Source organism: Salmonella sp. SA15303 (assembly GCF_029962125.1).
GTDB classification, from domain to species: domain Bacteria; phylum Pseudomonadota; class Gammaproteobacteria; order Enterobacterales; family Enterobacteriaceae; genus Salmonella; species Salmonella enterica.
The window spans coordinates 4,056,022-4,083,020 of record NZ_CP123924.1 but is presented as its reverse complement, the minus strand read 5'-3'; the positions used below and the strand labels follow the sequence as shown (position 1 = coordinate 4,083,020).

At 52.2% G+C, this 26,999-nt stretch carries 28 protein-coding genes and 3 tRNA genes; 15 read left to right on the top strand and 16 right to left on the bottom strand.

Features of this window, described 5'->3' with window-relative positions; all coding sequences use genetic code 11:
- Positions 1-726 carry a response regulator transcription factor gene (locus QEN31_RS20100; protein ID WP_000936657.1) on the top strand — a complete coding sequence of 242 codons (726 nt, stop codon included), beginning with the start codon at positions 1-3 and terminating at the stop codon, positions 724-726.
- Positions 687-1,361, top strand: a complete 675-nt coding sequence (gene bglJ, locus QEN31_RS20095; protein ID WP_000431550.1) for a DNA-binding transcriptional activator BglJ — start codon at positions 687-689, stop codon at positions 1,359-1,361. The genes QEN31_RS20100 and bglJ overlap by 40 nt, the downstream gene beginning before the upstream one ends.
- A gap of 50 nt (positions 1,362-1,411) precedes the next feature.
- On the opposite strand, the gene QEN31_RS20090 is transcribed toward bglJ, so the two are convergent.
- The 3 genes from QEN31_RS20090 to QEN31_RS20080 all read right to left on the bottom strand — a co-directional run bounded on the left by QEN31_RS20090 (position 1,412) and on the right by QEN31_RS20080 (position 3,994).
- Positions 1,412-1,870 carry a YbaK/EbsC family protein gene (locus QEN31_RS20090; protein WP_000058276.1) on the bottom strand — a complete coding sequence of 153 codons (459 nt, stop codon included), beginning with the start codon at positions 1,868-1,870 and terminating at the stop codon, positions 1,412-1,414.
- Positions 1,871-2,020: 150 nt separating this feature from the next.
- Positions 2,021-2,809, bottom strand: coding sequence for a siderophore-iron reductase FhuF (fhuF, locus tag QEN31_RS20085; RefSeq protein ID WP_000331539.1), 789 nt, complete (start codon positions 2,807-2,809; stop codon positions 2,021-2,023).
- 120 nt (positions 2,810-2,929) lie between these two features.
- Positions 2,930-3,994, bottom strand: a complete 1,065-nt coding sequence (locus QEN31_RS20080; RefSeq protein ID WP_000211207.1) for a GGDEF domain-containing protein — start codon at positions 3,992-3,994, stop codon at positions 2,930-2,932.
- A gap of 254 nt (positions 3,995-4,248) precedes the next feature.
- Between QEN31_RS20080 and QEN31_RS20075 the strand changes: the two genes are divergently transcribed.
- Positions 4,249-4,485 (top strand): DUF1435 domain-containing protein, encoded by a 237-nt coding sequence (locus tag QEN31_RS20075; protein WP_000941876.1) that lies wholly within the window; start codon positions 4,249-4,251, stop codon positions 4,483-4,485.
- A 31-nt stretch (positions 4,486-4,516) separates the two neighbouring features.
- On the opposite strand, the gene QEN31_RS20070 is transcribed toward QEN31_RS20075, so the two are convergent.
- The 4 genes from QEN31_RS20070 to rsmC all read right to left on the bottom strand — a co-directional run bounded on the left by QEN31_RS20070 (position 4,517) and on the right by rsmC (position 6,054).
- A tRNA-Leu gene (locus QEN31_RS20070) sits at positions 4,517-4,603 on the bottom strand.
- A gap of 31 nt (positions 4,604-4,634) precedes the next feature.
- Positions 4,635-4,721: transfer RNA gene (locus QEN31_RS20065), tRNA-Leu, on the bottom strand.
- Positions 4,722-4,748: 27 nt separating this feature from the next.
- Positions 4,749-4,835: transfer RNA gene (locus QEN31_RS20060), tRNA-Leu, on the bottom strand.
- 190 nt (positions 4,836-5,025) lie between these two features.
- Entirely contained in the window at positions 5,026-6,054 is a 1,029-nt protein-coding gene (gene rsmC, locus QEN31_RS20055) for a 16S rRNA (guanine(1207)-N(2))-methyltransferase RsmC (RefSeq protein ID WP_001272276.1), read from the bottom strand.
- A 102-nt stretch (positions 6,055-6,156) separates the two neighbouring features.
- Between rsmC and QEN31_RS20050 the strand changes: the two genes are divergently transcribed.
- From QEN31_RS20050 to QEN31_RS20015, 8 genes are all read left to right on the top strand, one after another.
- Positions 6,157-6,594, top strand: coding sequence for a DNA polymerase III subunit psi (locus tag QEN31_RS20050; RefSeq protein WP_099949725.1), 438 nt, complete (start codon positions 6,157-6,159; stop codon positions 6,592-6,594).
- Complete coding sequence (rimI, locus tag QEN31_RS20045; RefSeq protein ID WP_064239833.1) at positions 6,539-6,985, top strand: ribosomal protein S18-alanine N-acetyltransferase; 447 nt, start codon at positions 6,539-6,541, stop codon at positions 6,983-6,985. The genes QEN31_RS20050 and rimI overlap by 56 nt, the downstream gene beginning before the upstream one ends.
- A 21-nt stretch (positions 6,986-7,006) precedes the next feature.
- A complete protein-coding gene (yjjG, locus tag QEN31_RS20040; RefSeq protein ID WP_000870686.1) occupies positions 7,007-7,684 on the top strand; it encodes a pyrimidine 5'-nucleotidase in 678 nt (225 codons plus the stop codon).
- A 91-nt stretch (positions 7,685-7,775) separates the two neighbouring features.
- On the top strand, positions 7,776-9,365 hold the full coding sequence (gene prfC, locus QEN31_RS20035) for a peptide chain release factor 3 (RefSeq protein ID WP_000175966.1): 1,590 nt from the start codon (positions 7,776-7,778) through the stop codon (positions 9,363-9,365).
- 401 nt (positions 9,366-9,766) lie between these two features.
- Positions 9,767-10,384, top strand: coding sequence for a molecular chaperone OsmY (gene osmY, locus QEN31_RS20030; protein ID WP_000178963.1), 618 nt, complete (start codon positions 9,767-9,769; stop codon positions 10,382-10,384).
- Between the two features lie 128 nt (positions 10,385-10,512).
- Entirely contained in the window at positions 10,513-10,674 is a 162-nt protein-coding gene (locus QEN31_RS20025) for a DUF1328 domain-containing protein (protein WP_000490276.1), read from the top strand.
- A gap of 123 nt (positions 10,675-10,797) precedes the next feature.
- Positions 10,798-11,871, top strand: coding sequence for a patatin-like phospholipase family protein (locus QEN31_RS20020; protein WP_000531538.1), 1,074 nt, complete (start codon positions 10,798-10,800; stop codon positions 11,869-11,871).
- On the top strand, positions 11,868-12,641 hold the full coding sequence (locus QEN31_RS20015) for a metal-dependent hydrolase (protein ID WP_099949724.1): 774 nt from the start codon (positions 11,868-11,870) through the stop codon (positions 12,639-12,641). The genes QEN31_RS20020 and QEN31_RS20015 overlap by 4 nt, the downstream gene beginning before the upstream one ends.
- Positions 12,642-12,673: 32 nt before the next feature.
- Here the strand turns inward: QEN31_RS20015 and QEN31_RS20010 are convergent, their stop codons facing one another.
- Positions 12,674-13,537 (bottom strand): YjjW family glycine radical enzyme activase, encoded by an 864-nt coding sequence (locus QEN31_RS20010; RefSeq protein WP_001064945.1) that lies wholly within the window; start codon positions 13,535-13,537, stop codon positions 12,674-12,676.
- Complete coding sequence (locus QEN31_RS20005) at positions 13,509-15,059, bottom strand: YjjI family glycine radical enzyme (protein WP_064239834.1); 1,551 nt, start codon at positions 15,057-15,059, stop codon at positions 13,509-13,511. The genes QEN31_RS20010 and QEN31_RS20005 overlap by 29 nt, the downstream gene beginning before the upstream one ends.
- A gap of 259 nt (positions 15,060-15,318) precedes the next feature.
- On the opposite strand from QEN31_RS20005, the gene deoC reads away from it, so the two are divergent.
- From deoC to deoD, 4 genes are all read left to right on the top strand, one after another.
- Positions 15,319-16,098, top strand: a complete 780-nt coding sequence (gene deoC / locus QEN31_RS20000; RefSeq protein ID WP_001519713.1) for a deoxyribose-phosphate aldolase — start codon at positions 15,319-15,321, stop codon at positions 16,096-16,098.
- 123 nt (positions 16,099-16,221) lie between these two features.
- Positions 16,222-17,544: a thymidine phosphorylase gene (deoA, locus tag QEN31_RS19995; protein ID WP_000477838.1), complete on the top strand. Its 1,323-nt coding sequence runs from the start codon at positions 16,222-16,224 to the stop codon at positions 17,542-17,544.
- Between the two features lie 51 nt (positions 17,545-17,595).
- Entirely contained in the window at positions 17,596-18,819 is a 1,224-nt protein-coding gene (gene deoB / locus QEN31_RS19990; protein WP_000816454.1) for a phosphopentomutase, read from the top strand.
- Positions 18,820-19,028: 209 nt separating this feature from the next.
- Entirely contained in the window at positions 19,029-19,748 is a 720-nt protein-coding gene (gene deoD, locus QEN31_RS19985) for a purine-nucleoside phosphorylase (RefSeq protein ID WP_000224870.1), read from the top strand.
- Between the two features lie 37 nt (positions 19,749-19,785).
- Here deoD and QEN31_RS19980 read toward each other — a convergent pair whose 3' ends face one another.
- The 7 genes from QEN31_RS19980 to QEN31_RS19950 form a co-directional block, all read right to left on the bottom strand.
- Positions 19,786-20,358, bottom strand: a complete 573-nt coding sequence (locus QEN31_RS19980; RefSeq protein ID WP_000841604.1) for an outer membrane protein — start codon at positions 20,356-20,358, stop codon at positions 19,786-19,788.
- Positions 20,355-22,763: a fimbrial biogenesis outer membrane usher protein gene (locus QEN31_RS19975; protein ID WP_000876250.1), complete on the bottom strand. Its 2,409-nt coding sequence runs from the start codon at positions 22,761-22,763 to the stop codon at positions 20,355-20,357. The genes QEN31_RS19980 and QEN31_RS19975 overlap by 4 nt, the downstream gene beginning before the upstream one ends.
- Positions 22,764-22,776: 13 nt before the next feature.
- Positions 22,777-23,484 (bottom strand): fimbrial biogenesis chaperone StjC, encoded by a 708-nt coding sequence (gene stjC / locus QEN31_RS19970; RefSeq protein ID WP_001112032.1) that lies wholly within the window; start codon positions 23,482-23,484, stop codon positions 22,777-22,779.
- Positions 23,485-23,561: 77 nt separating this feature from the next.
- Positions 23,562-24,251 carry a DUF1120 domain-containing protein gene (locus QEN31_RS19965; protein ID WP_000722276.1) on the bottom strand — a complete coding sequence of 230 codons (690 nt, stop codon included), beginning with the start codon at positions 24,249-24,251 and terminating at the stop codon, positions 23,562-23,564.
- Positions 24,252-24,298: 47 nt separating this feature from the next.
- On the bottom strand, positions 24,299-24,988 hold the full coding sequence (locus tag QEN31_RS19960) for a DUF1120 domain-containing protein (RefSeq protein ID WP_000734706.1): 690 nt from the start codon (positions 24,986-24,988) through the stop codon (positions 24,299-24,301).
- Between the two features lie 312 nt (positions 24,989-25,300).
- Positions 25,301-26,317: a lipoate--protein ligase LplA gene (lplA, locus tag QEN31_RS19955; protein ID WP_000209756.1), complete on the bottom strand. Its 1,017-nt coding sequence runs from the start codon at positions 26,315-26,317 to the stop codon at positions 25,301-25,303.
- A gap of 33 nt (positions 26,318-26,350) precedes the next feature.
- Positions 26,351-26,995, bottom strand: a complete 645-nt coding sequence (locus QEN31_RS19950; RefSeq protein WP_000090067.1) for a YtjB family periplasmic protein — start codon at positions 26,993-26,995, stop codon at positions 26,351-26,353.
- Positions 26,996-26,999: the final 4 nt, after the last annotated feature.

Here is a 26,999-nt window from a genome sequence, read left to right as displayed (position 1 = left end):
ATGCTGCCAGGATGCTGCAAAAATGGACTTATTATCAGTAAAACCCCTCTTATACAGGAAGGCCTTAAAGGGGCTATAACAGGTAATTTCCCCGATTATAAACTGGCGTATTGTCGTACGATAGAAGAGCTAACGCTGCTACAGCTACGCCGAAGTAATTTAGTTATTGCTGATTTAGCAGTTAACAATGCCTCTCCCCGCGCTATCTGCGAATATTTTTATAGCTTACTCTCGCAATATCGCGACATACATTGGGTATTTCTGGTTCCTAAATCCTGCTATCCACATGCGGTTGATCTCCTGATGGGCCCCGTCAGCACCTTGCTTTCAGACGAAGAGCCAATCGAGAATCTTATTAGCGTTATCCATGCGGGAAACGCTCGCTCAGAAAGAATAAGCAAAACATTATTATCGCCTCAGGTACCGTCTGAAATTCAGCAGTCCCACGACAGGCCGATTGTCCTTACGCTGTCTGAACGAAAAGTATTACGCCTTTTAGGAAAAGGGTGGGGCATTAACCAAATTGCGGCGTTACTTAAAAAAAGTAATAAAACAATTAGCGCCCAAAAAAATAGCGCCATGCGACGCTTATCAATACACAGTAATGCAGAGATGTATGCATGGATAAACAGTTCTCAGGGAGCCAGAGAATTGAACCTACCTTCGGTATATGGAGAAACCATGGAATGGAAAACAGAATCAGCAAGAGAAATGTTGCGCTCGTAGAAAAATGCGTGATGAGCACCATTGGTATTAAAGGGCTATTTGATGCAATGCCGGATTGCCGACATACGCTTCATATTTTTTCAAAACCATCCGCGTTTTATAAGGCTGCGCTAACGACGCCGTTTTCTGCCGTTATTTTTTCTCTTTCTGCGTTAAGAACTGAACGCCGGACAGGATTATCCAGCCTGACGGAACTGGCGATAAATTATCCCCATATGCGGCGTCTGGTGATTGCCGATGATGATGCTGAAGCTCGCTTAATCAGCGCGCTATCCCCGCTGCCGCTGGATGGGGTCATCAGCAAAGCGTCGCCGTTGGATGTTTTACAGGATGCCTTATTTACATCGCTTAATAGCGCCCGACGGACAACGGAGCGTACAGACAATCTTTGGGAGCTTCACCAGAATTGTATGCTTAGTCCAACCGAGCGAGAGATTCTGCGTTTTATGTCGAACGGCTACTCAATGCCGCAAATTGCTGTCCAGTTAGAACGTAACATTAAGACTATCCGAGCGCATAAGTTTAATGTGATGTCCAAGCTGGGCGTGAGTTCTGATGCCGGGTTACTCGATGCGGCGGATATTCTGTTATATCTGCGCGCCGGCGATGCTACCGCGCTCCAGCATCGGGTATAGCCCGCGCCGGATGCGCCGTGCTTGTTCGGGGAATCAGGGTGCCAGGCACGTTATTGGCACACGTCTACCCAGGTCGCCGATGTCAGTTCAGCCATTCTTTCCGGCGTGATGCGTACCGCGCTGTGCGTGGCGCCTGCGGCAGGCAATACTTCGTTATACCCCTTCAGAGAGATGTCGCAATAAACGGGCAGCGGGTGCTCCAGCCCGAAAGGACATACGCCGCCGACAGGATGTCCGGTTGCATTGACCACTTCATCGCTGCTCAACATACGGGCTTTTGCGCCGAAAGTGGTTTTAAGCTTCTTATTATCCAGGCGGGCATCGCCTTTCGCGACCACCAGGATAATGGTGTCTTTTACTTTAAGCGAGAGCGTCTTAGCTATCTGCCCTGGCTCTACGTTGTGCGCTTTGGCTGCCAGTTCGACAGTCGCTGTACTTTGATTTAATTCGATAATTTCAATATCGGGAGCATGATCGGCCAGAAATTGCCGTACAGATTGCAGACTCATTCTTCTCTCCTGAGACCTTACCAATAGCCACGGTAGACCCAAAAATGGCAAAACGTAATTTGGCATACGGAGAGCGCCGCTGTAAATATAATAATGTGACAGGCCAGCAGCAGTAAGCCGTGACGATAACTGAAGGCAACGTAAAGCGGTTTACTTTAGCGTGCAGTCGCCGCACTGCTGTACGTCAGGTAAGCGGTAACGTTGGCAGCAGGTTCTGCGTACCAGAAGACCGTCGCGCATTACGACGGTCCGCCACAGCGGGTTATCCTGACCGTCGGATAGCTGCTTTTCAAAAAAACAGCGCTGGCGTAGCGTTGCCAGCAGGGCTTCGCCAAGCAGCGGTTTCATCTCAGTCAGATACCAGTTGATTAAATAACCGGTATTGCTCCAGATAAGTTTCGCGTTGATGTCGCCAGTCGCCTCCAGCGCCTGAATGACCGGCTGTAGTGCGGAGACTATTAGCGTTTCCATTCGTTCTTCCGGGGAACGCTCCGTTGCCAGGTTATCCTGATGCACATCAAGCCAGAAACACGCGGCGCGCCCGGTTTCATGAAATTCAACGTGAATATGTTCTGCCGAGACATTGATAGCGCGCGCTTGCGTCAGTAATGCCAGCATCAGCGGCGGCGTCATCAGCCCGATATACCATTGCGCCCATAGGGAGAGTAACGGCTTATTTTCACGTGGCAGGCCTGGCGTGTGCCGATAGATGTGATCGGAATAGGCGGCCAGCAATGAACGAAACGTCGCGGGGCGCGTCCACTGGGCAAGAGTCATCGCCGCTGGCGGCGGCGTTTCATCCAGCCGGATGAAGTCCAACAGGTGCTTACGGGTAGAGGCGATCGTCTCGCGTACTGCGTCCGCCAGCGAGGCGTCTTCCGGCTGGGGAGCAGCTCGCCAGATAATATCGTCAGCAATCGGTGCGGAACGGTAGGCCATAGCGCAGTTTAATGATGTTAATCTAAATGATAATGATTGCTAATCCTATCGATAGCGATAAACGATGGCAAGCGGTTTATGGTTAACGCTGTTGGCGTAGCACGATTACGCCAACAGGATTCATAGGGCGCGCATGTCGTCGCTGACCAGAATGTGGTTACGTCCAAGATGCTTGGCTTCGTAGAGCGCTTTATCCGCTTTTTCGATAGCGTCTCCGATATTGCGATCCGTCAGGGGCGCAATGCCGATACTGACAGTGACATTGGTGGCGACGCTTTCGTTAAACATATGCGGGATTTTAAGATCGTATACTTCCTGTCGGATACGTTCTGCGGTAGCGCGGGCTTGCTGTGGTTCGGCGGTGGTCAGCAACACCAGAAATTCTTCCCCGCCAAAACGGCAGACGACATCGCGCGATCGCACGGCGTCCCGAATTGCCGCTGAGACGCGAATTAACGCCTGATCGCCCATCATATGACCGTAGTGATCGTTATACGCTTTGAAATGATCGATATCCAATAGCAGGACGTAGTGTTCATGGCTGCCCGGCGCCTGTAACGTATCCAGCCGATTTTGCAGGCCACGGCGGTTATATAAGCCGGTTAATGGATCAAGCATACTCAGGCCATTGAGGGTTTCCCGCTCGGCCAGCAGCTTAAACATGAGCTGTTGGGCAAAATTATCGTAGCGTTTCTGGATAACATGTTGAATAGCGATTCCCACCATTGGCAGGGCCAGCAAATAGAGAATTCGCAAACCTTGTTCATTACCGTTCAGCCACAGGCAGACCGCGACTGGCGGTAGCGAATAGAGCGTAAACGCGACGATATTCGCGGCAAAGGCTATCGAGCCGATAAACAGAACGCTAAGCAGGGAAATCAGTAAAAAAGAGAAATCATAATGGCCTAACGCCGGATACTTTAGCGCAATATGCGCCGCCCATATTCCCCCAAAGAGTAGGGAGATAAAGGGGAGATTAATTCTTTTTTGTCCATATTTCCCATGCCATATCAACAGTAATACGCTCAGGACCACTATCCCGATCATTGGCGTGCAAAATACATTGATCTGATAAAGGGGGAAAACGAGAGTAAATAGCGCCGACACGGCGTTGAGAAACAAGAAAAGACGTAAAGAAAACTGATACTTCTTAATACGAAGCGACCGCCAGGATGGTGTTGTCATGGGTAATTGTCGTTATTTATCGGTGATATACACGGAATCGGGCGCCAACATGAAAATAACGTATGAGAAAAGGTCGCCTAAAGCGAGGTGTTGTTGTTTTTACGTTAACAGTCGGACAATTTATCTATCACCTTACTGAATACGTGTCATCAACCGTTAAGTAAAACTCATCTCTTTAGCTTTCTCCCTGGCTGACAAATGAGAAAATATATCATATGATATTGGTTATCATTATCAATTCCAGAGGTGAAACCATGTTGCAGCGGACGTTAGGCAGCGGATGGGGCGTATTATTGCCTGGAGTGATTATCGTTGGACTGGCGTTTATCGGCCTGTCAGCTGATGCGCTGAAGCTGTTGATTGTATCAGGATTGCTACTGTCTGCGCTGATGTTGTATCACAAACAATTACGGCATTTTGTACTGCTGCCATCGTGTATAGCGCTTATTGGCGGCATGATGTTGGCAATGATGAACTGGAATCAGGGATGAAAATGAAGAGACAAAGGAAGGATAAGATAATTGGTGCGAGGGGGGGGACTTGAACCCCCACGTCCGTAAGGACACTAACACCTGAAGCTAGCGCGTCTACCAATTCCGCCACCTTCGCACAGTTATCTTACTTTTTGATATCGCCTCGTTGGTGCGAGGGGGGGGACTTGAACCCCCACGTCCGTAAGAACACTAACACCTGAAGCTAGCGCGTCTACCAATTCCGCCACCTTCGCCCAGTGCGAGCAATATCAACGTGGTTTTGGTGCGAGGGGGGGGACTTGAACCCCCACGTCCGTAAGGACACTAACACCTGAAGCTAGCGCGTCTACCAATTCCGCCACCTTCGCATACCATCGATTCTTGAAAAGAATCACTACCACGGAGGCGCATTCTAGTGGTTTTCAGCTATTCGTCAATAGTTAATTGCATGGGATAGATTGATTGCTGCAAAAATGGACGCGAGACGTAGGTTGGATAAGACGCTTTGCGTCGCCATCCGGCACATGCAACCAGATGGCGCTGCGCTTATCAGGCCAACTATTTCTTCGCCTGACGGGTCATCACGGTACGATAAACCTTAAAGCGCCCGGTTTGCGCGATGACTTCATGGAAGCCAAAAGTCTCATCCAGAATCTTAGGATAGGGCAGAAAGGCGTTCGCCACGATGCGTAACTCTCCGCCGCTGTTCAGATGGCGCACTGCGCCGCGAATGAGCGTTTGCGCCGCATCGAGGCTGGTTTGCATTCCGTCGTGGAACGGCGGGTTGGAGATGATCATGTCAAAACGTCCTTTGACTTCCGAAAAGACGTTGCTGGCGAATACCTCGCCTTCAAGACCATTAGCGGCAAGCGTGGCGCGGCTGGCTTCCACCGCCGGAGCGCTGACATCACACAGCGTCAGGCGCACTTTCGGCGAATGGCTGGCCAGCGCGGCGGAAAGCACGCCAGCGCCGCAGCCGACATCCAGCACTTTACCTTTGGTGTGCGGCGTCAGCGTAGACAGCAGCAGTTGGCTACCAACATCCAGTCCGTCGCGGCTGAATACGCCCGGCAACGTTTTGATGGTCAGCCCGTCGATGTTGTACTCGGCCCACCAGGATTCAAGACTAAACTGCGGCTGCTTTTCCAGACGGCCATGGTAAAGGCCGCAACGTCGCGCGCTATCTACTTTGTTCAGCGGCGCATAGTCCGCCAGCATCGGTTCGGCGCTACGCACGCCGCTGCGGTTTTCTCCCACGACGAAAACATCGACGCCCGACGGCATCAGCGACAAAATATTCATCAACTGGAACTGCGCTTCGGGTTTATTTTTCGGCCAGTAGTAGATCAGCGTATCGCAGTCAGCGACATCGCTGGCTTGCGCGACCAGGCTAAAACGGACGTTATCGCCCATCTGGCGGCTTAATACCTGCCAGTGGTGAAACTGTTGCGTATGCGCGCGGCTGGCGGCGCATTCAAAGCGCGCGGGCAGGTCATCCTGCAAATCTCCGGCAAAAAGAATACGGCTTTGTTCGAAATCATCACTGTGGCGCAGCAAGACTTCACTTGCCGGGGTAAAAGCAGACATGGAATGCTCCTTAATTCAGACTGGCGGCGATTATAGTAGTTTGATGGCGCAGATTCGACAGATTTGCTATATTTGCGCCCCTGATTACAGGAGCGTTTCGCTATGACATCCCGACGAGACTGGCAGTTACAGCAACTGGGTATTACGCAGTGGGCGCTGCGACGTCCTGGCGCGCTACAGGGCGAGATTGCGATTTCCCTTCCCGCGCACGTTCGTCTGATCGTGGTTGCAGAGGAATTACCTGCGCTGAACGAGCCGCTAATGCGCGATATCTTACGCGCGTTGACCGTGAGTCCCGATCAGGTTTTACCGCTGACGCCTGAGCGCGTCGCCATGCTGCCGCAGGGCAGCCGTTGTAATAGCTGGCGGTTAGGAACTGACGCGCCGCTCCAACTCGAAGGCGCTCAGGTCACGACGCCGGCGTTTAATGGACTCCGGGCAAACCCGGCGGCACGCGCCGCACTATGGCAACAAATCTGCGAACATGAACACGATTTCTATCCTCAGCACGACCGATCTCCCCGCAGCCTGGCAGATTGAGCAACGCGCTCATGCGTTTCCGTGGAGCGAAAAAACGTTTTTCGGCAACCAGGGCGAACGGTATCTCAACCTTAAGCTGACCGCTGATGACAGAATGGCCGCGTTTGCCATTACACAGGTGGTGCTGGACGAAGCGACGCTGTTCAATATCGCCGTCGATCCGGATTTTCAGCGTCGGGGGCTGGGGCGTATGCTGCTTGAGCATCTGATTGATGAACTGGAAACGCGCGGTGTTGTAACGCTATGGCTGGAGGTACGCGCCTCTAACGCTACCGCCATCGCGCTGTATGAAAGTCTGGGGTTTAACGAGGCGACGATTCGCCGCAATTACTATCCCACGGCACAAGGGCATGAGGACGCCATCATCATGGCGTTACCGATAAGCATGTAATAAAAGAGGCAAGGTGTAATGATGAAGTGGGACTGGATTTTCTTTGATGCCGATGAAACGCTGTTTACGTTTGATTCTTTCACCGGCTTACAGCGGATGTTCCTTGACTATAGCGTCACCTTTACCGCTGAGGATTTCCAGGATTACCAGGCCGTGAATAAGCCGCTATGGGTGGATTATCAGAACGGCGCGATTACCTCATTACAATTGCAGCACGCGCGCTTTCAAAGTTGGGCTGAACGGCTAAACGTTGCGCCGGGGCTGCTGAATGACGCTTTTATTAGTGCGATGGCGGAGATCTGTTCTCCTTTGCCGGGCGCCGTTTCGCTACTTAATGCGATTCGCGGGCAGGCTAAAATCGGTATTATTACTAATGGTTTTACCGCGCTACAACAAACTCGTCTGGAGCGCACCGGGCTGCGCGAGTATTTCGATCTGCTGGTGATTTCCGAGCAGGTTGGCGTCGCGAAGCCCGATCCGAAAATCTTTAACTACGCCCTGGAGCAGGCAGGGAATCCTGACCGCTCGCGCGTATTAATGGTTGGCGATACCGCGGAATCCGATATTCTTGGCGGCATTAACGCCGGACTGTCGACCTGCTGGCTTAACGCGCATCATCGCGAGCAGCCCGCGGGTATCCATCCAACCTGGACTGTGGCGTCATTAAGCGAACTGGAGCAGCTCCTGTGTAAACACTGATTGCCTCCCCCAGGTTGATGGGTAAAATAGCCGCATTTTTCGTATTCAACATGCGTGGTCAAACGCCGCGCTTACTCAAGAAGATTTGACTATGACGTTGTCTCCTTATTTGCAAGAGGTGGCCAAACGCCGCACTTTTGCCATTATTTCTCACCCGGACGCCGGTAAAACCACCATTACCGAAAAAGTGTTGCTGTTCGGACAGGCGATTCAGACCGCCGGTACGGTAAAAGGCCGTGGCTCCAGCCAACATGCAAAATCTGACTGGATGGAGATGGAAAAACAGCGTGGTATCTCTATCACTACCTCGGTGATGCAGTTCCCGTATCACGACTGTCTGGTGAATCTGCTGGACACCCCGGGGCACGAAGACTTCTCCGAAGATACCTACCGTACCCTGACGGCGGTGGACTGTTGCCTGATGGTGATCGACGCCGCAAAAGGCGTTGAAGACAGGACCCGTAAGCTGATGGAAGTTACCCGTCTGCGTGATACGCCGATCCTGACCTTTATGAACAAACTCGACCGTGACATCCGTGACCCGATGGAGCTGCTGGATGAAGTGGAAAATGAGCTGAAAATCGGCTGCGCGCCGATCACCTGGCCGATTGGCTGCGGCAAGCTGTTTAAGGGCGTTTATCACCTTTATAAAGATGAAACTTATCTGTATCAGACCGGTAAGGGCCACACCATTCAGGAAGTGCGCATCGTTAAAGGGCTGAATAACCCGGATCTGGATGCCGCCGTCGGTGAAGATCTGGCGCAACAGCTGCGCGACGAGCTGGAGCTGGTGCAGGGCGCGTCTAACGAGTTTGATGAAGAGCTGTTCCTGGCAGGGGAAATTACCCCGGTATTTTTCGGTACCGCGCTGGGTAACTTTGGCGTTGACCATATGCTGGATGGTTTAGTGGCGTGGGCGCCTGCGCCGATGCCGCGTCAAACCGATACCCGCACAGTGGAAGCCTCGGAAGAGAAATTCACCGGTTTTGTTTTTAAAATTCAGGCCAATATGGACCCGAAACACCGCGACCGCGTGGCGTTTATGCGCGTGGTTTCCGGTAAGTATGAGAAGGGCATGAAGCTACGCCAGGTCCGTACCGGCAAAGATGTGGTGATTTCCGACGCGTTAACTTTTATGGCGGGCGACCGTTCGCACGTTGAAGAAGCGTACCCGGGCGATATTTTGGGTCTGCATAACCACGGCACCATTCAGATCGGCGATACCTTCACCCAGGGCGAGATGATGAAGTTTACCGGTATCCCGAACTTTGCGCCGGAACTGTTCCGTCGTATTCGCCTGAAAGATCCGCTCAAGCAGAAGCAGCTACTGAAAGGGCTGGTGCAGCTTTCTGAAGAGGGGGCGGTGCAGGTATTCCGTCCCATCTCCAACAACGATCTGATTGTCGGCGCCGTGGGCGTTCTGCAGTTTGACGTTGTTGTCGCGCGCCTGAAAAGCGAATACAACGTTGAGGCGATTTATGAATCCGTCAACGTGGCGACGGCGCGCTGGGTGGAAAGCACCGATGCGAAGAAATTCGAAGAGTTTAAGCGTAAGAATGAAACGCAACTGGCGCTGGATGGCGGCGACAACCTCACCTATATCGCCCCCACGATGGTTAACCTGAACCTGACCCAGGAACGTTACCCTGACGTTCAGTTCCGTAAAACGCGCGAACACTGATCCCTTTCCGGGCGCGGCATCCGCCGCGCCTTCGTACTTTCCCTGCCTTTTTAACCGCTTACGGAATGTTCTTAAATCCCGCGTTTTTTCTCCGATCTGCCTGTTTTTTATACGCACCGACAAGCGATTTTAAAATTGTGATCTATATTTAACAAAGTGATGACATAAATGTCGGCTTTAATGCCTGTTCAATGCGTGAATATGAGAGCTTAAAGCTGAGATTTGTTTCAGTCACGATATTAATAACTGAAACGGAAGGGTGGCAGGCGACGCGTCGTTACAAATTCACGAATGTGATGCCAGTCATTGACTTCAGAAACCGGTGAGTTTCACCGCATTCAGCAATGCAACCTCGTGTTGCCTGAGCTCAAATTACGAGCAAACTATACAGGACAAAATCGATGACTATGACAAGACTGAAGATTTCTAAAACTCTGCTGGCCGTAATGTTGACCTCTGCTGTTGCGACAGGTTCTGCCTTTGCAGAAAACGCAACAACGGACAAGGCGCAAAGCGGAACCGAAACCGCAGGGCAAAAAGTCGATAGCTCTATGAATAAAGTCGGTAACTTCATGGATGACAGCGCCATCACTGCGAAAGTCAAAGCTGCGCTGGTAGACCATGACAATATTAAAAGCACCGATATTTCTGTCGAAACCAATCAGAAAGTCGTCACCCTGAGCGGCTTTGTAGAAAGCCAGGCGCAGGCTGAAGCCGCCGTGAAAGTGGCGAAAGGCGTAGAAGGCGTGACCTCCGTTAGCGACAAACTTCACGTTCGCGACAATAAAGAAGGTTCCGTGAAAGGCTATGCCGGCGATACGGCCACGACCAGTGAAGTCAAAGCCAAGTTGCTGGCGGACGATCTCGTCCCTTCCCGTAAAGTGAAAGTGGAAACGACCGATGGCGTCGTACAGCTCTCCGGTACTGTTGAAACTCAGGAACAAAGCGACCGCGCTGAAAGCATCGCGAAAGCCGTTGATGGCGTAAAAAGTGTTAAAAACGATCTGAAAGTTCAGTAATTCGTCGTAATTCGTCCTCCCGACGTTTGTCGGGAGGCGTAATGTGCACCACACTAAAAATATCGCGAATGAGTAGCCTGAGCGCTCATATTTAGCGGTCGACATTAACTATGGTAAAGGAGAGGCTTATGTTTCGTTGGGGCATTATATTTCTGGTTATCGCGTTAATTGCCGCCGCATTGGGTTTTGGTGGACTGGCTGGTACGGCTGCCGGCGCGGCGAAAATCGTCTTCGTCGTCGGGATCGTGCTCTTCCTGGTCAGCCTGTTCATGGGCCGTAAACGACCCTAGCAGGCAGCTGTAAAGATATATTGCTATCAAGCCAGTCCAGCGGACTGGCTTTTACGGTTTTAGCCGTTAACGTTTTGCGTTACCTTGTCAGCCTGGAAAAAAATGAAAAACAGGAAGGCAGAGGTGGGCCAGCGAATACCGGTTACGCTCGGCAATATTGCGCCGTTATCATTAACACCGTTCCGGCCAGGCCGTATGGCGCTGGTCTGTGAGGGCGGGGGGCAGCGGGGTATCTTTACCGCAGGCGTGCTGGATGAGTTTATGCGTGCGCAGTTTAATCCTTTCCATCTCTACTTCGGCACATCAGCCGGTGCGCAAAATCTCTCGGCGTATCTCTGCAACCAGCCCGGCTACGGGCGTAAAGTCATTATGCGCTATACCACCAGGCGCGAATTTTTTGATCCGCTACGATTTGTACGCGGAGGAAACCTTATTGACCTCGACTGGCTGGTGGAATCCACCGCCGCCCGGATGCCGCTGCAAATGGATACCGCAGCGCGCCTGTTCGACAGCGGAAAATCCTTTTATATGTGCGCCTGCCGGGGGGATGATTACACGCCGGGCTATTTCTCGCCGACAAAACAAAACTGGCTTGATATCATTCGCGCCTCCAGCGCCATACCGGGTTTCTACCGTACCGGCGTTACGTTAGAGGGCATCAACTATCTGGACGGTGGCATTAGCGACGCCATTCCGGTTCAGGAGGCGGCAAAGCGGGGGGCGAAAACCATTGTGGTGATCCGCACCGTACCCTCGCAAATGTATTACACGCCGCAGTGGTTTAAGCGTATGGAGCGCTGGCTGGGAGAGAGCAGTCTACAGCCGTTGGTCAACCTGGTGCAGCATCATGAAACGTCCTACAGCGCGATCCAACAATTTATTGAAAAGCCGCCGGGTAAGCTGCGGATCATTGAAATTTATCCGCCGAAACCGCTGCACAGCATGGCGCTGGGCAGCCGTATCCCGGCGCTGCGTGAGGATTACAAAACCGGGCAATTATGCGGGCGTTATTTCCTTGCCACCGTTGGTAAATTGCTCGCCGCAACGCCGCCTCTCTTGCGCCATTCGTCGCGGATTGCCGTGCCGGAAACGGTGGTCGTGCCTCCGGCGCCGGTGGCCAATGATACGCATGTGGCGGAGGTCATTAGCGCGCCGCAGGCAAACGACACCACATTTACCGACGAGGATCTGGCGTGAGCTGGCGCTTTATCGATACGCATTGCCATTTTGATTTCCCGCCCTTTACGGGCGATGAGCGTGCCAGTATTCAGCGTGCCTGTGAGGCGGGCGTTGAAAAAATCATCGTGCCGGCGACCGAGGCGGCTCACTTTCCCCGCGTGCTGGCGCTGGCGGCGCGTTTCCCGTCGCTTTATGCTGCGCTGGGATTACACCCCATTGTGATTGAGCGTCATGCCGATGACGATCCTGATAAGCTGCAACAAGCGCTGGCGCAACAACAGAACGTCGTGGCGGTAGGCGAGATCGGGCTCGATCTTTATCGCGACGATCCGCAGTTTGCCAGGCAAGAGCGATTTTTAGACGCGCAACTGCAACTGGCAAAACTCTACGATCTGCCGGTGATCCTGCACTCGCGGCGCACGCATGACAAACTGGCGATGCGCTTAAAGCGCCAGAGTTTGCCGCGAACCGGCGTGGTGCATGGTTTTGCCGGCAGTCTGCAACAGGCCGAACGTTTTGTGCAACTGGGCTATAAAATCGGCGTCGGTGGCACCATCACCTACCCGCGCGCCAGTAAAACCCGTGATGTTATGGCGCGGTTGCCGCTGGACGCGCTGTTGCTGGAGACCGATGCGCCGGATATGCCGCTAAAAGGGTTTCAGGGGCAGCCGAATCGCCCGGAGCAGGCGGCGCGCGTATTTGATGCGCTCTGCGAATTACGCCCGGAGCCCGCAGAGGTGATAGCCGATGCGCTGTATCGCAATACCATTACCTTGTTTCGGCTCTGAGGGCATCGCAGCCGCCATCCGGCAGGTGACGCTTACAGATATAGCGCCGGCAAAATCAGCTTCGCCACCCCACGCGCGCGCAATCCGTCAGCCAGCCGTTCCACCTCTTGCGGCGTCGCGCCTGGCCAGGCCTTCGCTTCGCCATAGACGCCGTGCGCATGAAAGGCATTCAAACGCACCGGAACCTCGCCCAGCGAAGTAATAAACGCCGCCAGTGAATCGATATGCGCCGCATAGTCCACCTGACCCGGGATAACCAGTAACCGCAGCTCCGCCAGTTTTCCCCGCGCAGCAAGAAAGCGGATACTGTGCTTAATATGCGTGTTATCACGTCCGGTCAGACGGTGATGACACTCGCTCTTCCAGGCTTTCAGATCGAGCATTACGCCGTCGCAAACCGGCAGTAGTTTTTGCCAGCCGGTCTCGCTTAACTGACCATTACTGTCCACCAGACAGGTCAGCCGTTGTAACTGCGGATCGGCTTTGATCGCCGTAAATAGCGCCACAATAAACGGTAATTGCGTGGTCGCCTCTCCGCCGCTGACGGTAATACCTTCAATAAACAGCGATGCTTTACGAATATGACGCAGCACATCGTCAACGCTCATGGTTTGCGCCATTGGCGTTGCCTGCTGTGGGCACATTTTCAGGCAGGTATCGCACTGCTCGCAGACGTCCGACCGCCATACCACTTTCCCGCCATCAACGCTGAGGGCGTGATGCGGACACTGCGATACGCATTCCCCGCAGTCGTTACAGCGTCCCATCGTCCACGGGTTATGGCAATTCTTGCAGCGCAAATTGCAGCCCTGTAAGAATAATGCCAGGCGGCTGCCTGGCCCATCGACGCAGGAAAACGCAATGATCTTACTGACTAAAGCGCATCTGTTGTTCATGGCTGACTACGCGTGGCTGTCGTTCCAGGATGCGGGTATTACGTGCGGCTTCTTCTCCCAGCCAGGTGGTATTCGTGCGCGAGCCTTCGGCGCGAAATTTCGCCAGATCCGACAGGCGCACCATATAACCGGTGACGCGCACCAGATCGTTGCCGCTGACATTGGCAGTAAATTCCCGCATCCCGGCTTTGAACGCGCCAAGACAAAGCTGAACCAGCGCCTGCGGATTACGCTTGATGGTTTCGTCCAGCGTCAGAATGTCGCTGATCCCGGCATGGTAAAAGGCATGGTGCGGCGCGACGGTTTGCAGATGGGTGATAGGGTCCGGTTCATCGCCATACGGCAAACGTGCGCCCGGCGTAGTGCCAATATCGGAACTGATGCCAGACTGGGCATGGAGCAGCGCCCGTTGCTTCCAGCCATACTTCACTGGCGTATTTTCGACGAAATCCGCCAGTTGGGCGCTAATACGGTAGCCCAGCTCGTTTGCCGTTTCATTCTTGCCGTAACGGGCGTTCAGGCCCGCGTTTTCGCACAGCAGATTCACGGCTTCCGCCAGCCCGTACATACCGAACATCGGCGCAAAACGTTCGGGCTCGATCAAACCTTCCTGTACAAGAAAGCTATTCTCAAAGAAATGTGATTTTTCATAGAGGAATTCACATCGTGAATTAATGATGGCGATCTGCTGTCGGCAGTAGTGCGGTAGCGTACGTGAAAAGAAGTCATCGACAGACGTACTGCGTTCTGCCACGGCTTTCAGGTTGAGACGTACCAGCGTACTGCCGCCGCCGCCAAGCGGTAGCGAGTTATAACAACTGACGATGCCATAATGGCCTTTTGTGAAAATTTTATCATTTACAGGGCCATTGGAAATGTGTGGCTTACTGCATTCACAAATGTTTTTGGCGACCTCCAGCAGCAGATCGTCCGGCGTAATTTCCGCATCGTAGATAAACGTCAGGTTAGGCGCCACCTGCTTTAGCTCGGCATCGGCGCGCAAAATCGCTCGTGTGACAGGCGTATCGGCAGGGCCAATATTGGCATGCATAAAGGCGTCTGGCAGCGTTCTGTCGAGATAACGCCAGAAACGTTTTATTCGAATATCGATCGCATCTTGTGTTAGAATTCTAACATACGGTTGCAGCAACGCATCAAGCTGGCCGAGATAAACCGGCATGGACGTCACGGAAGGAACGTGATGATACAGAATGGTGAGTAGGGATAACGCATCATCCAGATCTTTCGCGCCTTCCAGTTCCAGCCACTGTGAACCGTTAGCCAGAAATCGGGCGTAATCGGGCAACACGTAGCGCGGTTTGAAGGGGGCGTGCCCCTCAAACATATCGCAAATGACGCCTTCATCCAGCGCCTGGCGGGCATCTTCCGGCAGGGTGGGATAAGGCAGGGCGTTTTCAGCTTCCAGCGCCAGAAAATGGCGTTTTTGTTCAGGCGTGAGCACCGGGCTGGTCACAATTTGCTGGCAACGCTGCTGGAGCGCAGTTTCGCATGAGGCAGGCATCTTCGTTTCCTCTTTATGCCGGGACGATGCGCTATTGTAGAAAATGGCGGCAAACCGACTTTGATCCTGATGCGCTTATCGCTCGAAGAACAGACGGTGACGGCGGGATAATTTGATTCAGATCTCATTACAGTAATGCAAATTTGTACGTAGTTTTCATTAACTGTGATGTATATCGAAGTGTAATCGCGAGTGAATGTTAGAATATTAACAGACTCGCAAGGTGAAATTTTATACGGCAATGCCGTTGGAGAATGTCATGACTGATTTAAAAGCAAGCAGCCTGCGTGCGCTCAAACTGATGGATCTGACCACTCTGAACGATGACGACACCAATGAAAAAGTGATCGCGTTGTGTCATCAGGCAAAAACTCCGGTCGGGAATACGGCGGCGATTTGTATTTACCCGCGTTTTATCCCGATTGCGCGTAAAACTCTGAAAGAACAAGGTACGCCGGACATCCGCATTGCAACGGTGACTAACTTCCCGCATGGCAATGATGACATCGATATTGCGCTGGCGGAAACCCGTGCGGCGATCGCCTACGGCGCTGACGAAGTGGACGTGGTATTCCCGTACCGCGCGTTGATCGCCGGTAACGAGCAGGTGGGTTTTGACCTGGTAAAAGCCTGTAAAGACGCTTGTGCCGCAGCGAACGTATTGCTGAAAGTGATTATCGAAACCGGCGAGCTGAAAGAAGAGGCGCTGATTCGTAAAGCCTCTGAAATCTCCATTAAAGCCGGTGCGGATTTCATCAAAACCTCTACCGGTAAAGTGCCGGTAAACGCTACGCCGGAAAGCGCGCGCATCATGATGGAAGTGATCCGCGACATGGGCGTTTCCAAAACCGTTGGCTTCAAACCGGCGGGCGGCGTACGTACGGCGGAAGACGCGCAGAAATTCCTCGCGATTGCAGACGAACTGTTTGGCGCTGACTGGGCAGATTCTCGTCACTACCGCTTTGGCGCATCCAGCCTGCTGGCAAGCCTGCTGAAAGCGCTGGGTCACGGCGACGGTAAGAGCGCCAGCAGCTACTAAGCTCTGATTTGCCGGATGGCGCTGCGCTTATCCGGCCTACAAATCCAGGCCTGTAGGCCGGATAAGGCGTTAGCCGCCATCCGGCGATGTAAGCCTTCTACTCTTTTCCCTCAGGAGGGTACCGTGTTTCTCGCACAAGAAATTATTCGTAAAAAGCGTGATGGTCATGCGTTGAGTGACGAAGAAATTCGTTTCTTTATTAATGGTATTCGTGACAATACTATCTCTGAAGGGCAGATTGCCGCCCTGGCGATGACCATCTTCTTCCACGATATGACCATGCCGGAGCGTGTTTCGCTGACCATGGCGATGCGGGATTCCGGTACTGTCCTTGACTGGAAAAGCCTGAATCTCAATGGCCCGATTGTCGATAAGCATTCGACCGGCGGCGTAGGGGACGTGACGTCTCTGATGTTGGGGCCAATGGTAGCGGCCTGCGGCGGTTATGTGCCGATGATCTCCGGTCGCGGCCTCGGACATACCGGCGGTACGCTCGACAAACTGGAAGCGATCCCGGGCTTCGATATCTTCCCGGACGACAACCGTTTCCGCGAAATTATTCAAGACGTGGGTGTGGCGATTATTGGGCAAACCAGCTCGCTTGCACCGGCGGACAAACGTTTTTACGCCACCCGCGATATTACCGCGACGGTGGACTCTATTCCGCTGATCACCGGCTCCATCCTCGCCAAGAAACTGGCCGAAGGGCTTGATGCGCTGGTAATGGACGTAAAAGTCGGCAGCGGCGCGTTTATGCCAACCTATGAACTTTCTGAAGCCCTTGCTGAAGCGATTGTCGGCGTGGCAAATGGCGCGGGAGTTCGCACTACGGCGTTGTTAACCGATATGAACCAGGTGCTGGCTTCAAGCGCCGGTAACGCGGTGGAAGTGCGTGAAGCCGTGCAGTTCCTGACCGGTGAATACCGCAATCCGCGCTTGTTTGACGTCACTATGGCGCTATGCGTGGAGATGCTGATCTCCGGCCAGCTGGCGAAAGACGACGCCGAAGCGCGTGCCAAACTGCAGGCGGTGCTGGATAACGGTAAAGCGGCAGAAGTCTTTGGTCGTATGGTGGCCGCGCAGAAAGGGCCAAGCGATTTCGTTGAGAACTACGATAAATACTTGCCGACCGCCATGTTGAGCAAAGCGGTATATGCTGATACCGAAGGGTTTATCAGCGCAATGGATACGCGTGCGCTGGGGATGGCGGTCGTCTCGATGGGCGGCGGCCGTCGTCAGGCGTCTGACACCATTGATTACAGCGTTGGCTTTACCGACATGGCCCGTCTGGGCGACAGCATCGACGGGCAGCGCCCGCTGGCGGTGATTCATGCCAAAGACGAAGCCAGTTGGCAGGAAGCGGCGAAGGCCGTCAAAGCGGCAATTATCCTTGACGATAAAGCGCCAGCAAGCACACCTTCGGTCTATCGTCGAATTACTGAATAGTTGTATACTGATCTGATCAATTATTTTTGAAGCACTAAGTACGGAGAAGATATGAAACGTGCATTTATTATGGTGCTGGACTCATTCGGCATCGGCGCTACTGAAGACGCGGATCGTTTTGGCGACGTAGGTTCCGACACTCTGGGCCACATCGCAGAAGCTTGCGCCAAAGGCGAAGCTGACAATGGCCGTAAAGGCCCGTTGAATCTGCCTAACCTGACTCGTCTGGGGCTGGTGAAAGCGCATGAAGGCTCTACCGGTAAAATTGCCGCCGGCATGGACGGCAACGCGGACGTTATTGGCGCATACGCATGGGCGCACGAACTGTCCTCCGGCAAAGATACGCCGTCCGGCCACTGGGAAATCGCCGGCGTGCCGGTGCTGTTCGACTGGGGCTATTTCAGCGATCACGAAAACAGCTTCCCGCAGGAACTGCTGGATAAGCTGGTGAAACGCGCTAACCTGCCGGGCTACCTCGGTAACTGCCACTCTTCCGGTACGGTCATTCTGGACCAGCTCGGCGAAGAGCACATGAAAACCGGCAAGCCGATTTTCTACACCTCCGCTGACTCCGTGTTCCAGATTGCCTGCCACGAAGAGACCTTTGGCCTGGATAAACTCTACGAGCTGTGCGAAATCGCCCGTGAAGAGCTGACCGAAGGCGGCTACAACATTGGCCGCGTGATCGCGCGTCCGTTTATCGGCGACAAGGCCGGTAACTTCCAGCGTACCGGCAACCGTCACGACCTGGCCGTAGAACCGCCAGCGCCGACTGTGCTGCAGAAACTGGTCGATGAAAAACAGGGCCACGTGGTGTCCGTCGGTAAGATTGCCGACATCTACGCCAACTGCGGCATCACTAAGAAAGTGAAAGCGACCGGTCTGGACGCGCTGTTCGACGCGACCCTCAAAGAGATGAAAGAAGCGGGCGATAAAACCATCGTCTTCACTAACTTCGTCGACTTCGACTCTTCCTGGGGCCACCGTCGCGACATCGCGGGCTACGCCGCAGGCCTGGAGCTGTTTGACCGCCGTCTGCCGGAGCTGATGGAGCTGGTGGGGGAAGATGACATTCTGATCCTGACCGCTGACCACGGCTGTGACCCGAGCTGGACCGGTACTGACCATACCCGTGAGCACATTCCGGTGCTGATCTACGGTCCGAAAGTCAAACCGGGCTCTTTAGGTCACCGTGAAACCTTCGCGGATATCGGCCAGACGCTGGCGACCTACTTTGGTACATCGCCGATGGACTACGGTAAAAACATGCTGTGATACCTGTTGTCTTTCGCGCTGTAGATGCGTTGACTTCATTCGCTCACCCCGGTCACATAGTTAATCTATGCTCCCGGGGATTCACGAATTCGTCGCCTTCCTACAACGCGAAATACTTAGGGTATTTCACTGTTTTGACACACGTTTTGTAGGCCTGATAAGGCGTAGCCGCCATCAGGCAATAACAACAAATTTAAAGGGAACTGAAGATGGCAACTCCACATATTAATGCAGAAATGGGTGATTTCGCTGACGTCGTATTGATGCCGGGCGACCCGCTGCGCGCGAAGCACATTGCTGAGACTTTCCTCGAAAATGTTCGCGAAGTGAACAACGTTCGCGGCATGTTAGGTTTCACCGGGACTTACAAAGGCCGTAAGATCTCCGTGATGGGCCACGGTATGGGTATCCCGTCCTGCTCCATCTACACCAAAGAGCTGATCACCGATTTCGGCGTGAAGAAAATCATTCGCGTCGGCTCCTGCGGCGCTGTGCGCATGGACGTCAAACTGCGCGACGTGGTGATCGGTATGGGTGCCTGCACCGACTCCAAAGTGAACCGTATCCGTTTTAAAGATCATGACTTCGCGGCTATCGCTGACTTCGACATGGTGCGTAACGCAGTTGATGCGGCAAAAGCGCTGGGCGTTGACGCGCGCGTAGGCAACCTGTTCTCCGCTGACCTGTTCTACTCTCCGGACGGCGAAATGTTCGACGTGATGGAAAAATACGGCGTACTGGGCGTAGAGATGGAAGCGGCGGGTATCTACGGCGTTGCGGCTGAATTTGGCGCGAAAGCGCTGACCATCTGCACCGTATCTGACCATATCCGTACCCACGAGCAGACCACTGCCGCTGAACGTCAGACGACCTTCAACGACATGATCAAAATCGCACTGGAATCCGTACTGCTGGGCGATAAAGAGTAAGATTGTGAAGGGGGCCAGAGCAGGCCCCCTTCATCGTTTATTTCGTCAGCACTTCCCACTGTAAATTGCTTTCTAGCATGACCGTATCGGTAGCATGCGTAAATTGATTATCGTTCAAGACAGGTGTTAATGTCAGCGTGACGTTCATCATTTTCCCACTGACCTGCTGGTTATTATCCATCGCGATGATACCGTTGTTATTATGTAGCAACAGACTATCCAGGGCACTGTCATTGGGAGCAAAGCTCACTCTATCAAGGGTGCTGGCAATAGGATAACTTTTACCATCTACTATCATCTGACTAACACGTACGGCGAGACCACCGTTATTTCCAAAATAAAATCGTCCCTTTTCCCCCGCTGAGGCCTGCACAAAAAGAGCAATATTCTGGCTTTCTGGGCAACTCACACTAACGTGAACCTCCTGTGAAGACATTTGATTCCAGCCTTGCTGAGAATTGACGATATCATCTTGCTTAAGCCAGCCAAAGCTGACGTTTGGCGAAGAAAACGTTATTTGGCAGTCATCGTCGGCCCGGGCTGATGGGGGGAGTAGTGCGGTGAAGATACAACATATAGCAATCCCCAACCATTTGCTGTTGGATTTCATTGACAGACTCCCTTTGCCGTTTCATAAAATGCCTCTTTATCCTGGGTTTTCTGCAGCGTGTAGTGGATGCGACACAGACGATTCATATCATCATCAGCGGCATATAACGCAGGATTATCCCCAACATCGGTGATAAATACGCGTCCGCTGTCGACAGCGCTGACCAAATAGTTATTTTTTTCATCTACAATGCTGGTGCCTTTAGGTAGCCATGAGCCATCCGGACGCTTTACTGCCAGCATCACACGGCGTGTATTCAGCACGTTGAAATCCAGTACCCGAAAAGCGCTGTGCGCGACGGTAATATTCTTAATACCGTTTGCCAGTTCCATACTCTTTGGTAGCGTATTCGCATTAACCTCTACGCGGGATTTCCGCCATTCAGTTAGCCCCGGAATGACGGCTTGCCCCCAGTGGTCAGTCCAGATTCGCCCCTGTGGCGTGGCGATTTCAATGCCGCTTTCTGGTTCACTCAGGCGTGCGATAGCAAAGGTATTTTTGATTGTATAAGGCGAGAACGTTATGCCATGTTCGTGTGCAGCGATGCCTCCGCTGAAGGTTGCGTTATAGTTGCGGTAATTATCGCCATCAGTGCCGCCGCCCACGCTGAGTTGAGTGTAATGAAGATTGCTATTGAGATTACCGTTGAAGCTATTTTGCTGGTTTTTTGCATCACGATCCGCAGAAATATAGTAATGTGTATCTTTACTCAGCGAACCATTATTTTGTAGCCCGTAGGTTGTTTTATCACCTTGATTACGCATATAAGCGCCGACGCGCTGCTCACCTAGTGGAATGCTGATGTTGATGTAAAACATATCATCATCATTACTGTCGTTATGATTCTCATCATCCTGATTAACAGCGTGCTGCCAGTTAGCGGTAATTGAGGCATATTTAAACGTTTTGCCCCAGGAAGCCATTATACTGCGAGAGTCGTTGTCATTATCCGTAGCCTGATAAGTGTAATAACCCAGAGAGAAGGTACCTAACAGATTATGGTTCCAGGCAATATTAGCACTGGAGCTACTTTGATATTCGTAAGCATCTTTATTGAGCGCATCCGTTAACTCACGATATCCGTCGCTGTAGCGGGCGGTACTGACGTCAAGTCTAATTTCCCCGGGCAGCGCCATGCTGGCGCGTAGTTCACTTTTCGCACCCTGCAGAGATTCGCCAAAGGACGCTTTACTGCCCAGCATTGAGCCGGAAAACGTCCATTTATTGGTTGGAAGCCATTGCAGCATCCCTCCTGCCGCTTGATAGTCTTGTGCCAGTACGCCAGACGCCTGCGCCAGCCAGTTTTCACTCAGTTTCCAACCATCGCTGATGTTATAGATCCAGGGGAGCGAATAGTCGCTGGTGGTATCACGTATGCGCCCTATGGACATTGTTAAGCCTGCGGGCGTGAGTTCGCGTAAATTAAAGGATACTGCCGGCACCGTGAAGGTTGTCGTTGAGCCATCGGTTTCAACGACGCTGACGTTAAGGTCGGTATTGCTGCGTATGATGGGGACATTTTCAAGGGTAAATGCCCCAGCGTTCACTGGTGCGGTATAAATAATCTGTCCGGACTGACGAACTTCAACGCGAGCCTGGTGGGTTCGGGCAATACCGTTAATGGTTACGCCTTGTGTATCCTGTGCCAGCCCTTGTTCAGGGATAAGCTGTACGCCGTTGATCGGCGCGCCACTGAATAGACTGGAGTTGACGTTGATCTGCCCAACTTGCGCACGCATTTTTTGTGCCTGAAATACGTGCTCCGCATAGGTATATAGACTATCGGTACGGTATTCTCCATCATTATTCGTCAGCATGTAGCGGCTGCGCAGCGTCCATTCCGCGAAGTTTAAGCCAGCTTCAAGGTTTGCCTGGGCATAGTTTCGGCTATCGCTACCGGATGACTCGCTGCGACTGGCGTACAGGTTATAGTTAAATAACCCGGCGGTGCCGCCTTTAATCACGTTGTTTAGCGATAGTAAGTTATTATCCAGAGCCTGTGCCGGAACAAAAAGCTCCAGCGATTCACTGTTTGGCAGTGGGGTAATAATCGCTGAGGGATAATCTTCTTGTAGGCTATGGCAGGTTTCTTTGGCGCTGATATTAAGCGAAACGAGCCCGCTGGCGCTGAGGAAATCGTCATCCACGCAAAGCTGGCCTTCTGTGTCGAAACGCGCGACCAACGACCCTCTATTTACGCCATTGATCTTTACCATGACGGTGTGGCTGCCTGGTAGAAAGCGCGGCGCGCGGGAAAAATATTGTGCGACGTTGGGGCTAATGCCTCTGGAGGTGAGAATACCCATGTCAAAATTCAGCTCCTCCGCCAGAGCTGAAAACGTCGTGGTTGCCAGTGAGCAATAAAGCGCAGTTTTGATGTATAGCGGCAGTTTTAAATACTTCACGTGCTAGCTCTCATTACGGCACCAGCGGTGAGGTAAAGCTGGGGACTTCAATGCCGTAACGGCTGGCAGGATAAAAACGTACGGATGTATCAGCAGCAAAGGGCGTTTTTATACTGACGTTCAATGTTTCGCCGGGCAGAATATAGGTTTTTTTAATCGTGCCTTCGCCCCCGGAAGGTAAGAAGGTAATATTTTGGGCTAAACGTACAACGTAGGGAGACGGATTTTTGACGTTGATTGTTTGTCCGTTTCTGGACCAGGTTAATAATTTCCAGGCATCAGTAACGACCGGTAGATTTTTAGGACGAATTAATACCGGCAAATCCTGGCGTAGATTAAAACCTATTTTCATTCCTTTATCGGTAGATTTCGGAGGAATACCTTCAAACGTGACGCGCTTATAGTGCTCGACGGTGAGCGGTTCCGTACTTTCCATAATAAAGCGTAGTTGCTGCTGCTGGCCTGCTTCAACGCGAACAACTGGTTGAGTGACATCCAGTTTCACACCATTGTCGTCAGGTAAATCAACGACGGTGGTATATAACAAAGCCGGATTGCTGTCGGTGTTTTTAACATTCATTACGCCGCTGTGTGTGGATTCTTCAATCACCAGTAGCGTAGTTTCCGGTACCATGCCGGCAGCGTTAGCCTGTGAAAAGAGTGTTGAAAAAACAAAGGGGACGCTGAGTAATAATAATGGAAGTTTAGTCACTGCTGGCATCAGAATTAGTCCTTTAATTTTAATCTGTCTCCCCATAATAAGGGAGACAGATCAATAACCTTTTTACACGGTCTGGATCAGAGATATTTAAGCGTGATGGTTGCCTGACCATCCAGATCAGTATCATCAGTAATGGCCAGCGTTGCAGTATTCTGAATAGCCAGTGAGGTTTTCAGCGGGAAAATGGCGAGGGTATACGGAACCGGTTCGGTGGTGCCTTTTGTAGCAACGGTAAACATTTCCATATTGCCGTTTTTGATAATCCCGGTGGAAGACTTCTGCCAGACTGGGCTATCAACGGTTCCTGAGATAGCGTCAGATTTTACACCATCAGCGGTAACGTTCGCGGTATCGGTATAAATAGAGAACGCGCCGATTTTTACACCTTCGGTTGTTTTGCCAACGCCGTAGGACATTGTGGTATCAGATACTATACTATTAGTCATATCGCCATTGGCTATGGAGATAACGGATGCGCCTGGGTGGGTGTCCGCACGGTCATCGGTAATAGTCCATGCTGCTTTGGTTGCAGACGGACAAGAGATACTCAGAGAGACATCTTTAGTACCCAGTTGGTTTACATCGGTTGCGGAAAGTGTGGCGAGGCGGATAGTACCGTAATCAACCACGCCGCCGCCGCTGAGTTCTGGGGTACAACCACCAACAACCAGTTGACCGGTGACTTTTAATACGGCAGTAGTGTCAGCATTCACGCTGGTTGTAGCAAAGGAAGCTGCAATTGCAGTAATAAGCAAAATTTTTTTCATTATAGTTCCATTAAAGAGGTGTTGAATATTCCATGTGAATGCTGGAGTTACAGATATACGAGTGTAAAGGTCGCCTGACCATCAAGCGTGGTGTTATCGGTAATAGCCAGTGTGTCCGTTCCCTGTATAGCGGCAGCTACGCGTATAGGAAATGTTGCGGTGGTAAAAGCAACGGGGCCATTTCCATCGCCGACACTATATGTAGTGCGGGTTGGAAATGTATTTGTAAGCGCAACGTATTCGTTTGATGCTAAAGCCCAGACACCAGGATTCGAATCATTTGACGCTACCATCTTCGTCTTAACTCCATCGGCGGTCGAATTATTCGCGTCTATGGAGAGGCCGTATGCACCAATCTTGATACCATCTGCTGTTGTACCCAGGCCTAGCTGATAGTTTGGTATTCTATTGTTCTGACCGCCAAATGTTGCGTTATCGATAGTCAGCGTTGTCGCCGAATCGCCATGATTGTCGGTAGCGACCCAGCCAACTTTTGCCGGTGCAAGGCACTGAATCGTGAGTGTTATATCTTTGTATCCCAGTTGATTCGTCTGAGTTGGCAGCAGATCGCTAACGGCCTTAGTACCGAAATCTACAACGCCACCATCACTTAACTCTGGTATACATGCGCCGTTGGTTAAAACGCCAGTCAGTTTTAATACAGCAGTGGATTCAACCGCTTGCGCTGAAGTTGATAATCCTATTATGACAGAGGTCGCTATTAATAATTTTTTCATCAGTAATCCCTAACGATTAAGTATATTTCCAAATGACATGTAATGCGCGGGTCGGGATTCTATGAAGATAATGATATGTTGTAAATTTAATAAAATTAAATCTTGGTTAAGAAAAACTTTAATCATCATTGGTGATGATAAATGGTTTATAATTCGCTGGGTTTATGAAGTGCGGGGAAATAATATTAATTTTAAAGAATATAGTAGTTAGTGAGTGTGTTTTAACTATTTGTGCTATTCACTCATTTTTCAGAATATGTTGTTATGTTTAAATAATATCAGAGACACATTCGTCTCTCTGATATTATTCATTTAGCGCACAGCTTCTGCAATCCACGCCGACAGTTCCCGCAGTTCTTTTTCCTGCTCCGGGAAATCAACCAGTAGCGCCTCGCACGTTTCCTGTAGTTTATCCGCGCGGTACAAACACCCTTGCAGCCGCTCGGCCAGCGCTTCCAGCGGTGCCGGGTTCAGGCTATCGGTAAATGCCTGTGCGCGGGTAATCACACCTTTCTCGACGTCAAAATGCAGCTCGACGCCGCCCCAGGTGAAACGCTCGTCCAGCAGATGGCTGAACGCTGGTGCCTGGCCGAAATTCCACTCCCAACTGCTCTGGCGCGCAAAGGTTTCGGCAAAATTCGGCAGATCCGGCGTTTTATCCGGTGAAATCACTTCCGCGTCGACGCGTTCGCCGTAATGGGCGAAAAAGGCTTCCGTGACCGCCTGGCAGACCTGTTCATGGGTGATACCCGGTAATAGCTCGGTAAGATTGGCCACGCGGGAGCGAACGGAGGTGATTCCTTTCGCCGCAAGTTTCTTTTTATCGGGATTCAGATAGTTTGCCAGACGGCTGAGGTCTGCATTCAGCAGCAGCGTACCGTGATGGAAGCCGCGATCTTTGGTTTCGCGATAGGCTGAACCGGAGACTTTGCGATCGCCGTCCGGCGTTTTTACGACCAGATCGTTGCGTCCCGAAGCATCGGCCATGACCCCCAGCGAATTCAGCGCCGCGAGCACAATATGGGTGGAGATGGTTTTATCGTATTCCGGTTTACCAGCCATAAAGGTAAAGCAGGTATTACCGAGGTCATGGAATACCGCGCCGCCGCCGCTGCTACGGCGGGCCAGACGGACATTATCTTCTTCCATACGCCGCGTATTACACTCTTTCCACGGGTTTTGCGCGCGTCCAATGACCACCGTATCCGCGTTGCGCCACAGGAACAGCACGCGCTGGGTGGCGGGCATCTGGCGGAAAATGCACTCCTCGACCGCCAGGTTAAACCAGGGATCGTAAGAGTCAGAAATAAGCAGGCGTAATGTTGTCATAGTGGTTTTCCTTACCTTTATTAAGCCGTCATTTTACTCTTTTTCCTCACGCTCTTCCTCTTCCGGAACAGGCTTGCTGGCCGTTAGCAGGAAGGGCGACTGCTGCCAGCGGGTGCGTTTACCTTGTAGCAAGGTGCGCGTCAGCACCACGCCTATCGCCAGCGAGAGTAGCAGCATCAGGCGTAGAATGTTGGTGGTGTTATCGACCTGCTTTGCTTCGGTGGCCAGCGTGTGGGTATCCAGCGTTAGACGCAGGTAGCCCAATGGGCCGTTTTTCCCCTGGATAGGCTCGACAATTTGTTGGTTAAAATAGCTGCCCGCTTTTTTGCCATCCAGCGCCAGCCTGTCGCGCACATTGACGCTTTCGCCAGCGCGAGTAATAAGATCGCCCTGTTCATCATAGACGCCGGCATCCAGAATACGGCTCTCTTGCGTGAGCTGACGCAGCACGGCGTTGATGCGATTTTCATCCGGTGTTTCGCTGCGCATCAGCGGGGCGATGTTGAGCGTCACCTGGCGCGCCAGCGTGCGGGCCAGCTCTTCCAGCTGCGGGTTGCGCTGTCGCTGGTGGTTTTGACTAAACCAGGACGCGCCCTGCATAAGCGCGACGAGCAGTGTGAGACAGAACAATACAATGACTGCACGATGCAGCCGAAATTTCAGTTTTGCGCGAGCCATATTC